The organism is Methanoplanus limicola DSM 2279, from assembly GCF_000243255.1.
In the GTDB taxonomy this organism is placed as follows: domain Archaea; phylum Halobacteriota; class Methanomicrobia; order Methanomicrobiales; family Methanomicrobiaceae; genus Methanoplanus; species Methanoplanus limicola.
The window spans coordinates 1,266,701-1,280,820 of record NZ_CM001436.1; the positions used below are offsets into that span (position 1 = coordinate 1,266,701).

The 14,120-nt window shown below is 43.8% G+C and carries 11 protein-coding genes; 5 read left to right on the plus strand and 6 right to left on the minus strand.

Annotated elements, in window-relative coordinates; genetic code table 11:
• Nucleotides 1–11: 11 nt before the first annotated feature.
• Together METLIM_RS06140 and METLIM_RS06145 are read right to left on the minus strand one after the other, a co-directional pair.
• Complete coding sequence (locus METLIM_RS06140; protein ID WP_004077072.1) at nucleotides 12–425, minus strand: type II toxin-antitoxin system VapC family toxin; 414 nt, start codon at nucleotides 423–425, stop codon at nucleotides 12–14.
• Nucleotides 389–1,624, minus strand: coding sequence for a translation initiation factor IF-2 subunit gamma (locus tag METLIM_RS06145; RefSeq protein ID WP_004077073.1), 1,236 nt, complete (start codon nucleotides 1,622–1,624; stop codon nucleotides 389–391). The genes METLIM_RS06140 and METLIM_RS06145 overlap by 37 nt, the downstream gene beginning before the upstream one ends.
• A 335-nt stretch (nucleotides 1,625–1,959) precedes the next feature.
• Between METLIM_RS06145 and nikR the strand changes: the two genes are divergently transcribed.
• A complete protein-coding gene (gene nikR, locus METLIM_RS06150; RefSeq protein WP_004077074.1) occupies nucleotides 1,960–2,382 on the plus strand; it encodes a nickel-responsive transcriptional regulator NikR in 423 nt (140 codons plus the stop codon).
• 60 nt (nucleotides 2,383–2,442) lie between these two features.
• Here the strand turns inward: nikR and METLIM_RS06155 are convergent, their stop codons facing one another.
• Complete coding sequence (locus tag METLIM_RS06155) at nucleotides 2,443–2,769, minus strand: DUF2098 domain-containing protein (protein WP_245543604.1); 327 nt, start codon at nucleotides 2,767–2,769, stop codon at nucleotides 2,443–2,445.
• 67 nt (nucleotides 2,770–2,836) lie between these two features.
• Here METLIM_RS06155 and METLIM_RS06160 point away from each other — a divergent pair, with 67 nt between their 5' ends.
• Nucleotides 2,837–3,961, plus strand: coding sequence for a YcaO-related McrA-glycine thioamidation protein (locus METLIM_RS06160; RefSeq protein WP_048145684.1), 1,125 nt, complete (start codon nucleotides 2,837–2,839; stop codon nucleotides 3,959–3,961).
• Between the two features lie 381 nt (nucleotides 3,962–4,342).
• Here METLIM_RS06160 and METLIM_RS06165 read toward each other — a convergent pair whose 3' ends face one another.
• Nucleotides 4,343–6,913: an oligosaccharyl transferase, archaeosortase A system-associated gene (locus METLIM_RS06165; protein WP_004077077.1), complete on the minus strand. Its 2,571-nt coding sequence runs from the start codon at nucleotides 6,911–6,913 to the stop codon at nucleotides 4,343–4,345.
• Nucleotides 6,914–7,024: 111 nt separating this feature from the next.
• On the opposite strand from METLIM_RS06165, the gene asnB reads away from it, so the two are divergent.
• Nucleotides 7,025–8,845 (plus strand): asparagine synthase (glutamine-hydrolyzing), encoded by a 1,821-nt coding sequence (gene asnB / locus METLIM_RS06170; RefSeq protein WP_004077078.1) that lies wholly within the window; start codon nucleotides 7,025–7,027, stop codon nucleotides 8,843–8,845.
• Here the strand turns inward: asnB and METLIM_RS06175 are convergent.
• Together METLIM_RS06175 and METLIM_RS06180 are read right to left on the minus strand one after the other, a co-directional pair.
• Nucleotides 8,842–9,954 (minus strand): glycosyltransferase, encoded by a 1,113-nt coding sequence (locus METLIM_RS06175; RefSeq protein WP_004077079.1) that lies wholly within the window; start codon nucleotides 9,952–9,954, stop codon nucleotides 8,842–8,844. The genes asnB and METLIM_RS06175 overlap by 4 nt on opposite strands.
• Nucleotides 9,955–9,961: 7 nt before the next feature.
• A complete protein-coding gene (locus METLIM_RS06180; RefSeq protein ID WP_004077080.1) occupies nucleotides 9,962–11,227 on the minus strand; it encodes a tRNA(Ile)(2)-agmatinylcytidine synthase in 1,266 nt (421 codons plus the stop codon).
• 55 nt (nucleotides 11,228–11,282) lie between these two features.
• Between METLIM_RS06180 and METLIM_RS06185 the strand changes: the two genes are divergently transcribed.
• Nucleotides 11,283–12,200 (plus strand): transcriptional regulator, encoded by a 918-nt coding sequence (locus tag METLIM_RS06185; RefSeq protein WP_004077081.1) that lies wholly within the window; start codon nucleotides 11,283–11,285, stop codon nucleotides 12,198–12,200.
• A gap of 55 nt (nucleotides 12,201–12,255) precedes the next feature.
• Nucleotides 12,256–13,908, plus strand: a complete 1,653-nt coding sequence (thsA, locus tag METLIM_RS06190) for a thermosome subunit alpha (protein WP_004077082.1) — start codon at nucleotides 12,256–12,258, stop codon at nucleotides 13,906–13,908.
• Nucleotides 13,909–14,120 lie beyond the last annotated feature (212 nt).

Genomic DNA, 14,120 nt, shown 5'->3' on the forward strand with positions numbered 1-14,120 from the left:
CCGGTGATTTTTCAGGCCTTAATAATCTCAAATGTCTTCTGTTTTCTTAAGGTTATTACATCTATATTTTTATCCAGGAGGCGCTCTTTCAGTCCCCGGTCGTTTGTTGCGACAATCCCGCCGCAGAATTCTGCATACGAGATTATTCTGTCATCAACAGTTAAGCCGGAATAAGGGCCGCTAACGACTCTGCACCTTTTAGAGAGCATTATTCCGACACGTGCCGCAGACGAATCACGCCCCTTTCCGGTCGAAATTCCCTTCAGTTCAGATAGGACATCCTCAAGGGTCAGGGGTTCATATGAACCTAAAACACCCTCTATCTCAGAGAAGATATCCACACCAAACTGCCCCGGAATCATAAGGGCATTGGCATCAAAGATTACCTTTATTCTACCAGGGTTCCCATTCCGATCAGGCGCCACCTGCCACCGACCTGCCTGCTTATTGCAATCCTTGAACCAACAGCTACACAGACCGGCCTTTTGAGAACAACTTCCACTACATCCTTTTTGGTATTAGTAACAACACCAACTGTAACCGCTGTCCCGACAGAGAGCATCAGTGGTTCCTTGTGCTTCAGTGGATCAATAGTAAACTCATCATCCGCCCCGACAACACGATCCATTAGCGACACTTTAAACGAGAGTTTGTTCCAGACAGGAGGTAGTTTGCCAACATGCCCTGCAACCTGTCCGGAAAGTGCATCACTCTTTGTGATTGCAGGATCAAGTTTTGTTCCTATACCAAGCAGTCCGCCCGGAGTTGCCTCAGCAACCTTTCTTGAACCGGAATTCATGGTCGTCACCTTTGTCTGAATCGGCTCCCACCGGATCTGGTTTTCTGCCTCAACCTTTCTTCCGGGCCGAATCTCAATATCGTCGCCTTCATTTAAGACACCCTGTGTAAGGGAACCTCCGATGACACCGCCCCTGACATCCCGCCAGCTGCATCCCGGTTTGTTAATATCAAAAGAACGGGCGACGAGCATCAGAGGGTCATCTTCGGGGTCTCTTACAGGTACAGGGATATGGGCATTGATCGCCTCAATAAGCGCGCCCATATTGATACCCTTCTGTGCTGAAACAGGAATTACCGGGGCATCCTCAGCAATGGTGCCCTTTACAAATTTTTTAATCTGCTGGTAGTGAGCAAGTGCTGCTTCCTGGGAAACAACATCTATCTTATTCTGAACAATTACAATATTTTCAATTCCGACAAGCTCAAGGGCCATCAGATGCTCTTTTGTCTGCGGCTGGGGGCACTTCTCATTGGCTGCAATAATAAGCATTGCGCCGTCCATGAGTGCAGAGCCTGAGAGCATCGTTGCCATAAGAGTCTCGTGCCCCGGCGCATCTACAAATGAAATTGTTCTGAAAGGTTCGGTTTTACTGCCGCATACCTGACACACCTTATCTGTCGAATATGATTCAGGACCTTCACATTCAGGACATTCATAAAATGTTGCATCGGCATAGCCAAGCCTGATTGATATTCCGCGTTTTATCTCTTCACTGTGACGGTCTGTCCACTGGCCGGTCAGATGTGACACCAGGGTTGTCTTTCCATGGTCAACATGACCAACAAGACCGATATTTACACTTGGGATTAATGGATCGCTCACTACTACTCAAACCTCCTTATAAATATATGACAATATTACTTATACCTGATCTGTGGGAAATGAAAACTCATTAAAGTGATGATAGCAACACAAATACGGCAAAAAAACAGACAGATTATGAATTAAAGAGCTGATTCGATATATAACCGGACACACCCCGCAATTATTACCCCTTATCCCGGTTTACGGGATACGATAAAAATACACAATTTTTTCTTATCGAAATACTTTGTCAGAACATAATAAGTAAGAAATTTTTTTAATAATTCACTCAAATAGTAAAACGTCCGAAATAAATTATTTCTAATAGACACAATAACTAAACGGTGAGTAAAATGTCACAGGAATCAGATCTTTCAAGAATAGGAATATCGCTCCCAAAAAACCTTCTGGATAAATTCGATGAAATTCTGGAATACAGAGGATATTCATCCCGTTCAGAGGGAATCCGCGATGCAATCAGAAATTACATCACTTACTACAGGTGGATGTCTGATGTTACAGGAGAAAGACAGGGAGTAATTACAATGGTTTATGACCATGAACACCGGGGACTTCTTCAGACACTTACCGAGATACAGCATGAGCATACAGACATAATCCAGTCATCCCTGCACAGCCATGTCTCACATGACAAATGCCTGGAGATCATTCTTGTACGCGGAGATGCGGGTGACATTAAAAAGATCGCTGAGAGCCTGATGGCGCAGAAGGGCGTGGAGTCGGTAAAACTCACAACAATTGCGATTGAAGAGTGATATTTTCAGGCGCAGACAGATAAACTGTGCCAGGACAACAAAAATAATATTTTCCAGTTATTACCCCGCACCAACACCATCCACTTTATCAAACGCATCTTTGATTCCGTCAGAATCAAGACTTTTTTCATATTTCAGCCCTTCAATGCCGGAATGTTCACCACGCTCAGCTCTCTTCTCATATTTATCCGTGAGTATCAGAGTATCCGTCCGGTAGTACAGACCGGTCTCTTCAATTCTCGCAAACTCCTCTCCGTCAAAGAATTCAACTGAATCAACCCTGCCTGAAGTACCGGTTCTCGGATACCTGACAAACGAACCTACAGCAACTGATTCCATACCTGTAATGAATTTTGTGTCGGCTATAATATATGGTTGTTTTTCCAATTTTTCAGTAATGTACAGTGCCGAACCAATAGCTATCGGAAATGTTAAAAAAACTGGCCATAGCATAATGCAGAGGTCAGAAGATCCTGAAGAGACCTTAAAGCTCTTAAAATCAGTTCTTATGGACATAGGAGTCACTGAAGTAAGGGATTTAACAACCTCTGACAGGGTAAAAATCCCGGTTTTTTCCGCAAAAACACCTGACACCAGGCCCGGCGCACCAAAGGAACATACAGGAAAGGGCCTGACACCAAACGATGCTGAAATTGCGGCGATAATGAATGCGGTGGAGAGTTACTGCGCGGAATATCGCGGCGAGAGGCTCATCACCGGAAGTTACGAGAATTTCGGGCCGGCAAGGGCTGTTGATCCAAGAGAGCTGATTCTGCCGGAGGAGCCTGAAAACAACCAGCTGCTTTACTGGAGTCCGGTGTGGGATTTACTGAACGAAGAAGAGGTCCTTATTCCCTCAAATGCTGTATATCACCCGTATGACCCTCCGGGAATGGCCAACCAGCTGTTTAAAAGCAGCACAACCGGACTTGCAGCCGGAAACAATATGGAAGAGGCCATACTGCATGCCATGTATCAGATAATAGAAAAGGACGCCATAAGCATTGCCGAAAGCAAAAGAATGCTTGGCAGAAGAGTTGTGATCGATACAGAGGGCCCTGCAAAAGATCTCCTGGGTAAATTTGTGGAAAACGGGATAGATATTCACCTGTGGCTTCTTGACGGAAAAACTTCCGTGCCTGTGGTAGCTGCGGCAGCGGACGATACAGAGACAAAAGATCCTGCAATGCTTGTAATGGGGACAGGTGCGCACCTTAACCCAGAGATTGCAGTTATAAGGGCACTCACCGGAATTGCAAAAAGCCGCGCGTCACTCCTGGCAGGAGAGAACGAAAATGCCGCTAAAAATCTTATGATTCAGAAAGCCGGATATGAGAGACTTAAAAAGATCAACAGAATGTGGTTCAGGGAGAATGAAGATACAGTAAAACTATCTGTTATTCCTGACAGAAGCACCGATTCGGTTGACGGTGATATTAAGCGGGTGACAGAAGAGGTTGAGATGCATGCCGACCGGATATGCGCCTGCATCCTCAGTAAGACAGATATCCCGGTGGTAAGGATAATTATACCGGGATTTGAGGTCACCCATATGGACCCCACAAGGATTAAAAAATAATCCATTCTTTTTTTCGTAGAGTCAGATTTCCGGATTATTCTTCCGCTCCACCAAGTGAACTACCTCTGGGCTAAAGGCCCAGAGGCTTCCTGCTTCATACCCCAAACCATTGTTCGTAAGTCCACAGGCTCTACCCCTCGTCCCAAGGGTGTAACATATCGAATACTTGGTTATCGTAATCGATATATTTCCCACATTATAATGGCCAATATTTATATGTGTCGCTTACATCCCCTTGGCTAAAGACCAGGGGGATTTACACTAAAATTTTAAAATTATGGCACCGCAGCCGTTTGTCATCCGCAGAGGTGATTAAGAAAGAATTCAGTCTTCTTTTAAGGGCAGTATCAAAAAAAGTATAATTTGAGATATATTTAAGCTTCAGTTGACATAAAGGCCGTTTAACACAGCATCCTCTGAAACCTTAAATGTCTCTTTGGTATCTATGACTGTATAATCAGAGAGAACTTTCGTCCCGTAATTGTCACCGCCGGTAGAATAAGGAACTGTAAATTCACCGTTTACGCTCTCCTGCATATATGTAAACTTCCTGCCCTGATCTGACTCAAGGTTTATTGCAATAATACCGTTACCACGGATCTTTGCACCGGGCACGTACTCAAATGTCTTGACGTACTTGAGATCAGCACTACCCTGTCCCTGAAGGAGGTTTGTCGGGGATTCATGCACAAGCCTGTAATGCTGAAGCGCCGGCACCTTTGTAGAAGGCTGAACAACTGAAGGACTCAGGAGGGCAGCGCCTGCTTTCGTATTCTTACCGTTAAACTCTGCAACCGCAGACTCAGCAGTTTCGTAAGGCATATACTCAGCTTTTGATATTATTGGCAGCGGTGCGCCGTACATATCCCCGCTGACATATTCGACATACAGCACCTCAGACGGTATGACAAGCGAACCGTCAAAGTTGTGCAGTTTTGAGATCATCGTCCGGAAATATTTGTCATTGTACAGTGTGGCAGGAGTCAGAGAACCGTCCTCCTGGTGCTGATAGAGATTCATTACATACGGGGACTGCTGAAGTTCCGGATTGAACCACGTTGCCATTGCCCAGAATTTGGCGGTATCCATCTCAATATCGGTTATGACAAACCTTGTATCAAGATTGTCAAGCACGCGGTCTGAAGCGCTCTCATCGGTCTGAACAAAAAATGCAGCAGCACCGTTCTCGCCGGCAACTCCCTCCTGGAACGGGTTTGCATTAGGCATTCTCTTGGCATTGAAAGTTATCCAGTGGCCGTAATCCCACCAGGACATAACACCGTAGGCCCCCTCAGGATATTCAAAGGATTCTTTTTCATATAGTTTGTAATAATCAACTCCGGTTTCTGGGGTATTCGCACCCATCCACTCAAGCGACTCCATCCAGTCTCCGTTTATGCCATCAACATTATTTGAGACAGCGAGATCGACATTTAGTGAGAAATAGCTGAAGAGAAGCAGAAATATTACACCAACAACGGTGATTCCGGCCGGGACTGTTTTTGGTTTTGAAACATGAACCTTCTTTGCCGGCTTTTTCTTCTTTTTCCCGGAATTCTCTTCTTCAGCCACCTCATCGGTAACTTTCTCCTGAGGCTTTATTCCGGCAAATCCGAGTATATCCTTCAGGCCGTAATCAAGCGTCCACGCTATGAAGAAAGCTGACATCAATGCAATGTTTGCGCCGAGATAGTACTCATATCTCAGCTGAACGGTTGTCGCATAAAGAATAACAAGCGACCAGACAATGGTGAAGATAAGTTCCGGTTTGTGCTCGCGGATAAACTGATAGACCATCACAAAGAATGCAAGGACTATCATTATCAGGCCGAAGTTAAATGCATTCCATGCCTGTCCCAGGCTCCAGTGGTTTGCCTCCTGGATTGTTGAAAGTGTCGTCTGATATCCAAAAAAACTCCACAGGCCATTCACTATTATTGTGTACAGGTCAGGCAGGACGACCATAAGAGCAAGCAGACCTGCTATTGCAAGCCCGAATATCGCCCCGATATAATAGTATGACGGTTTATCCGAGAGTTTATTTGAAAGGGCATATAATACCACCGTTCCGGCGATCAGAGCCAGATATGCAAAAATATGACCGACAGAATATCTTGCCATATCAAAGCCCTCAAACCTGATGCCGATGAGTGCAACATAGAGGACTATGGCTGTCAGAAATGCAACCACATTGAACAGAAGAAGAAAATCTGACGGTTTACTCTTGATATGATCATAGATGAACTGAATTCCGGTATATACAGCCATAATGAATGCAAAGAGAAGCATTGTCGGCATTACGGCAAGACCCAGGAAATAGGCAAATCCTGCCCCTGCGGCTATCATTGCCGGAACTTTAAGTGATTCCGTATCCTTCAGATTTACAGGATTATCCCTGACATATGAGAGATAGAAGAGAATCACAAGGCAGAAGAGAGTACTGAAGAAGACCTCTGCCACGTGGTGATCCACAAACCCGAAGAGAGACCTGTAAAAGAACTGTCCGGACACTATTGCTGCCAGAAAGGCTGCAATAAGTCCGGTTTTATACCCGGAAAGGCGCTCACCTGTGAAGTACATCAGAGGCACCATTGCAGCACCCATAAGGGCAGGCAGCCAGGAAGAGACGTACATGATGTCGGTGCGTGTTGCCGCACCGGTAACAATACACATAACTGCTGCAATGAGGGGATAGAGCGGCCCCCAGAAGTTGTTAGTCCCAATAGGGTATTTTGTCATCGGGTCATACCACGGGTACTGCAGCGAGTCCGATATCAGGAGCTCAATCTGCCTCAGGTTATACCACGGATCATTGCCAAGCAGATTTACCCCGTCCACAGCAACTAAATTTCCGGCAGGGATAAGCCGGATCATTAAGGAGAGAAGTGTAAATACAGCAACAAGTCCCGCAATAATTAATATTCTCTTATTTTTAAACTGGTTAAAATCCATAAAATCTCCTTTGTTTAACATTTAGCTTATGATATTAAAATTATTATTGAATCAGAAACAATTCCCCAGAGGAAGAATAGTTATTGGAATAAATAAAAAATATCTATTACAATGTGTGGGATTGCAGGACATTATAACTTATCAGGAGAAAATATCAATAAAAACCAATTAATGCTAATGTCAGAAACCCTGTCGCACAGAGGTCCGGACGATTCGGGTATCTTCATCGAAAACGAGATCGGACTTGCACACCGCCGCCTTTCAATAATTGATCTCTCAGATGAAGGGCGACAGCCAATGACAAATGAAGATGAAACACTCTGGATGACATTCAATGGTGAAATATATAATTTCCAGGAGATACGAACAGAACTCATAGAAAAAGGCCATATTTTCAGATCCAGAACTGATAGTGAAGTAATTATCCACAGTTATGAAGAATGGGGACCGGAATGCCTCTTAAGATTTAACGGTATGTGGGCTTTTTCAATATGGGATAAAAATAAAAAAGAACTATTTTGTGCGCGTGACAGATATGGAATCAAACCATTATATTATACAGTAAAAAATAACAATTTCATATTCGCCTCAGAGATAAAAGCACTCTGCTGCTGCCCGGATGTCGGTAAAAAGCCAAATGACAGGCAGGTAATAAATTTCCTTAAATGGGGTCTCTCAGATCATACAAATGAAACCATGTTTGAAGGAGTTCTACAGTTGCCGGCTGGCCATTTCATGAAAATACATATGAACAGCCAACCTGAAATAACAAAATATTATTCTCCCGGAAAAAGCAATGATATAATATCCAACGATAAAACAGATAAAAAAGACGCAGAAAAATTATTTGAGCTGTTAAAAGACTCAACAAGACTACATCTGAGAAGTGATGTCCCGACAGGGACATGCCTGAGCGGCGGGCTTGATTCATCAACAATTACAGTACTAATCAATAAAATACTTAAAGAAAATAACCCTGATGCCCCAAAGCAGAAGACTTTTTCAGCAGTTTTCAATGAAAAAAAGTTTGATGAAAGTGACTATATCAAAATCGTTGTCAATTCTACGGATGTAAATGCCCACTATATCAGCCCAAACCCCAAAGATTTATGGAACGATCTTGATCACCTGATATATTCAAATGATGAACCATTCATGCAGCTTACTCTTTACTCACAGTACTGCATAATGAGATATTTATCAAAAAATGTAAAAGTTGTACTTGACGGACAGGGGGCAGATGAGATATTTGCAGGTTATATTGCTTATTTATACAGTCATATCTCCAGCCTTATCCATAATAGATATTATCTTAAAGCCTGCAAAGAACTGGCAGGGATGTTAAAATACCATTCAGGATTCCTAAAATACGCATTGAAGCAATTCTTTGTCCGTAAAGACAGAAGAGACCTGATAAACGGATATGAAGAACCACTGGTCAGATATCAGGGTAATCTGAATGAAGCCCTTTTGACAGACCTGACAAGTGCCAATCTGCCATACCTGCTTCACTGGGAAGACAGGATGTCAATGGCTTTCTCAGTTGAAGCCAGAGTGCCTTTTTTAGATTACCGGATAATTGAATATGTCAATAAACTGCCTGCTGATAAGAAGATCAGAAACGGAATTACAAAATATATCCTCCGAAAATCAGTTAAAGGAATTATCCCTGAAGAGATCAGGTGCAGGATGGATAAAAAAGGCTTTTCCACCCCCGAAGAAGTCTGGATGAAAGAAGAATTAAAGGAAAATATCCTTGAAGTAATGAGGTCTGATTCATTTGCTTCAAGGAAATACTGGAATTCTGAAATGGTCTGTTCAGACTATTGTGATTTTATTGACGGTAAAAAAGAGTATTCTTCAGAAATCTGGAGAATAGTATGTACTGAATTGTGGCTTAGAAAATTTTTCCCTGCCAACCGAATAACTTAGACAGAAGTACTTTCCCACAAAGTCATATTCTCATTAATTTTAAATAACCCTGCCAGCAGATATATCTGATTCAGTGTGAATGAAGAGATAAATGAGGACCCATTCAACCTGATGAAAAGTATGAATAAAACAATAATTATCGCCCCGGCTAGAACATTATAAAATAACACTGATAGTATAAACAAGGCTAAACCAACAAGGAAAAATGCCGGAGACAAAACATACATCATTATTCTAAAAGGATAGAATCTTCTCGAGAAGGTCCTCTTCTCTTTAAGTAAGTCCAGATTGAATAATGTTGCCTCAATAAGTCTCTTTGCCCTACGAACTTTCTGCCTGTACTGTTTATTTATTCCGGATGGTATTTTTTCATATATTACTGACTCAATGACATAGACGGCTCTGTACCCGTTCCTTATTGCTTCAAAAGCAGTATTTGCGTCATCTGCACCTCTGTTTTCCTTTATTGAAGATATTATTTCCTTTTTAAAGGCAACCAGAGCACCATTGAAGTTATATGTTGAGTCATTCGCAGACTCCCAGTCACACATTCTTCCATAAAAATTTCTGTATATATTCTCCATTCCCCCCAGTTTCTCAATTTTGGACTCTTCAAAAGGTCTGACATCAGCACATACCGCCGCAATAGAATCATCAGAAACCAAGCGTGAGATTAAAATTTCCAGGGTATTTTTTTCAAAAAATTTATTTGCGTCAGTTGTAACAATAATATTGTTTCTGGTTTTAGTCAAAGCAAAATTATATGACTTGTTTGTTCCCTTTCTTTCAGCATTTGAAAATATTTTGTAATTTACTCCAGAACTATTTAGTTTAGATTCTGCAAGAATTCTGGTGTTATCATCAGAATGATCATCTATGAAAATAAGTTCAAACTTATCTTTGGGATATCCGCTTTCTGCCAGATTATCAATTCTTTCTGAAATAATTTTCTCCTCATTGTATGCAGAAATAATTATAGATATTTCAGGAAATTCCTTCAATAATTTCACAGGGCGAGTTTTTTTTCCAAATTTCATCCCAAATAAATAATATATGTATGGAAATGCTGAAATTGAAATTAACATGACAGAAGCTACAAAAATAAACATATTTCCCTCAAAAATTAGTATGATTTAATTCTGAAATCTTAACAATATCCCGGACAAGAGGTTTTGACAGATGCCTCCTGGCAACCGGCGGAACTTCGTACCACCCCGGACTGAGATCTCTTTTAAGGTCCGAAATTTCGGGTACCATACTCTTCCCCGAACATCTCCGGCATTTATACCCCTTGCCTGAACCTGCGCTTGTCATCCTCTTCCCGCATACGCATACCGGAGGCTTTTCCTCAGTCAGCACCGCAGTTTCCATGACCTGAATCTTCTCAAGGTTTATGCTGCCACCCTTATAACTGCCGCATACAATGATCAGGTCTCCCGGGATAAGCGCCCGGACAGTGTTTCTGAAATTCTTTGTCGGCTCGTACGCCATACACCTGACCGGAGAGCCACCCATTCCCTCAAGCATAAAGGAGACATGCCCGCCATGCCCTGATTCCGGAACTGAGAGGACTCTGCCGGGAACCCTGTAGGACTTTCCATCCTCAATGCTACCGGCATCTGCATCTGTGAGATGTGCATCAGTGCCCTGGTTTGTCCTGAAAACCGATCTTCTCTCAGGGACCTGGGATATAATATATGAATCAGCCCTCCTCACCCATTCCGGAGACTCGCCCCTGATTCCGTAAAGCACAGGGTCAGGAGTATGCGGCACACACACAACTGCGTTATTGACCATATCAACCGAATCCCAGGTATGGGGATATGTCTTTTCCTCGGCCTCAAAGAGACTCTCCCTGTCAACATACCGCAGACCCTTATCTTCCGGGTTCCTGTACACAAGAAGCTCATATGTGCAGTCGTCAGGTTCTGCTGAAACTGACGCGGCAGCACCGATCAGACCTCTTTTATTCTTCCATCCCCTGTACCTCACTTTCCCGTCCGGAATACTGTCCAGAAGCCTGACAGCTTCGTCAATTGTACAGAAGTCCCTGAGCGCCCGGAGATAGAACCCGGAATCAGGTCTTGCATCCTCTGCAACTACAACAACACCGGGATTTGTATTTTCACAGTCAAAATCTGAATATCTCTCAACCAGTACACAGGCTGTATCAAAGGCTGAATCCATATCCCCCACGCATATCAGGCAGGCAGCAGCATTGCCCCTTGTCTTAAATTTCACATTGGGATTTAGCCTGAGAAGAAGCATTTCATTAACAGCTATACCTTCACTTATGAGCTTATCAGAGATTACTGAGGCGAGATAAGTTGTACACATCCCGTCAGGAGAATCAGTATCATCAAGTCCGAGTCTGAATATCATGGCAAATACAGTATTAATATATATCCTCCGGATACTAATCAAACTGTATAGTGCAATGACGCATGAGAGACTGCTTCAGACTGTAATCAGTATCCTTCTTATGGCGGGCTACAATATCTCGGAGAGATGTGGCATACGCCCCAGAAGCTTTGATCTTATCGCAAGAAAGAGAGAGAATATTCTCGTAATAAAGGTCGTGCCTCATATAGACAGTGTAGGTGAGGATAGTGCAAGCGATCTTCATATTATTGCAACACACCTCAGAGGTAAACCAATAATAGTTGGTGAAAAGGCCAGAGATTCTGACCTTGAAAGAGGCGCCGTTTATCTCAGATATGGCATCATCGCCACAAGTGCAACAACCCTCTATGATTTTTTTGTTGATGAGGTTCCACCCCTGGTCTATGCCCAGCCAGGCGGCCTTTATGTAAATATCAACGGAAACAGACTAAGAAATCTGCGTGAAGATCAAAACCTCTCCCTGGGCGACCTTGCAGCCATACTGGGTGTCTCAAGGCGGACGATATCCAAATATGAAGGCGGTATGAGTACAACGCTCGATATAGCCATTAAACTTGAGGAGATGTTTGACAGTGCAATTGTTGAGGCAATAGATCTCCTCTCGCATAAAACACCCGAGACCAGACAGAAGGAAAAAACTTCAAACGAGAAAATTCCGGCAGACTTCGAGAGGCTCGGACTTGAAACCCACATTATGCAGAGAGCACCTTTTGAGGCGCTGGTTGTATTTGAGAAGGAGACCGTCCTCACCGGATACGGGACAACTCAGAAAACAATCAGGCGCGCTGCCCTCATAGGAAATATATCTGACATCACAGATTCAAAGGCGGTGTGCGTCCTTACCGATTATAAAAAGAAGAAAAAGATAGGCAAAACACTGATTATTGGCGAATCAGAACTCTCAGACCTGAGTTCCGGAACCGACTTCATTGAGATGATCGACCACCAGTAAAGTATATATAGAACCACTAACCACATTTTTAGGAAATAATATAGGTGATTATACTATGGTAGCAAATCTTGGTGGTCAGCCAATCTTTATTCTTAAAGAAGGAAGCACCCGCACACGCGGTCGCGACGCACAGAGCGGAAACATTGCAGCAGCAAAGGCAGTTGCAGGCGCAGTAAGGACAACACTCGGACCAAAAGGCATGGACAAGATGCTCGTTGACACAATCGGTGATGTAGTAATCACAAACGATGGTGTCACAATCCTCAAAGAGATGGATATCGAGCACCCGGCCGCAAAGATGATGGTCGAAGTTGCAAAGACACAGGACGATGAAGTCGGAGACGGTACAACAACAGCAGTTGTCGTTGCAGGCGAACTTTTAAAGCGTGCAGAAGATCTCCTCGAACAGGATGTCCACCCAACAGTAATTGCACACGGTTACCGCCTTGCAGCAGACAAAGCACAGGCACTGCTAAAAGAGATGGCAATCGAGATTAAAGCAGATGACATCGAGATGCTCAAAAAGATTGCCGACACAGCAATGACCGGCAAAGGTGCAGAAGCAGCAAAGGATAAACTCAATGAGCTCGTCGTAAAGGCAATCACAATGATCGCTGATGAGGACGGCACAGTTGACACAGACTTTGTAAAGGTCGAGAAGAAGGTCGGCGGCACAATTGAGGACTCCGAGATTATCGAAGGTGTTGTAATCGACAAAGAGCGTGTACACCCTGCTATGCCAAAGAAGGTAGAGGCAGCAAAGATCCTTCTCCTCAACGCTGCGGTAGAGTACAAAAAGACCGAAGTTGATGCAGAGATCTCAATCACATCACCGGACCAGCTCCAGATGTTCCTTGATGAAGAAGAGAAGATGATCAAAGGCCTCGTCAACAAGATCATCGAATCAGGCGCAAATGTCCTCGTCTGCCAGAAAGGAATTGACGACATCGCACAGCACTACCTTGCAAAGGCAGGAATCCTTGCAGTACGCCGTGTAAAGAAGTCAGACTTAACAAAACTTGCACGTGCAACAGGCGCTTCAGTCATCTCATCAATTGACGCAATTGATACAGGTGAACTTGGAAAGGCAGGAATGGTAGAGGAGAAGAAGGTCGGCGGCGAAGATATGATCTTTGTCACAGACTGTGAGAATCCAAAGTCATGCACACTCATCGTCCGTGGCGGTACAGAGCACGTAGTAGATGAACTTGACCGTGCACTTGAAGACGCACTCCGCGTTGTATCAGTTGCAGTCGAAGACGGAAAGTTTGTCGCAGGCGGCGGTGCACCTGAAGTTGAACTTTCACTCAGACTCCGTGAATACGCAGCATCACAGGAAGGACGCTCACAGCTTGCAATCGAAGCATTCGCAACAGCTCTTGAGATCATCCCACGCACACTTGCAGAGAATGCAGGACTTGACCCAATCGACATGCTTGTAGAACTCCGCTCAGAGCACGAGGCAGGAAACAAAACAACTGGTCTCAATGTATTCGATGCAAAGCCGGAAGACATGCTTGCAGCAGGTGTAATCGAGCCACTGCGCGTAAAGACACAGGCAATTGCATCAGCAGCAGAAGCAGCAGTAATGATCCTTCGCATTGATGACGTCATTGCATCATCAGGCTCAGGCGGACCAAGCCCTGAAGAGATGGCTGCAATGGGCGGCGGAATGGGTGGAATGGGCGGCATGCCTCCCATGATGTAATAACATCAGCCAAAACCCAATCAAAATAAATTTTAAATTATATTCTTTTTTTCTGACACCGATAACAGAACCGGACTTTTACCAGACATCCGGCTGAAATAATGGTCCGGATTGTAGTCTAACAAAACTTTCACGAATTCTCAGGAAAGTCTGCCTAAGACCTTGTAGTGCGATCAGAATGCATAGCAGATATCGCAATGCAGTCAATTTAC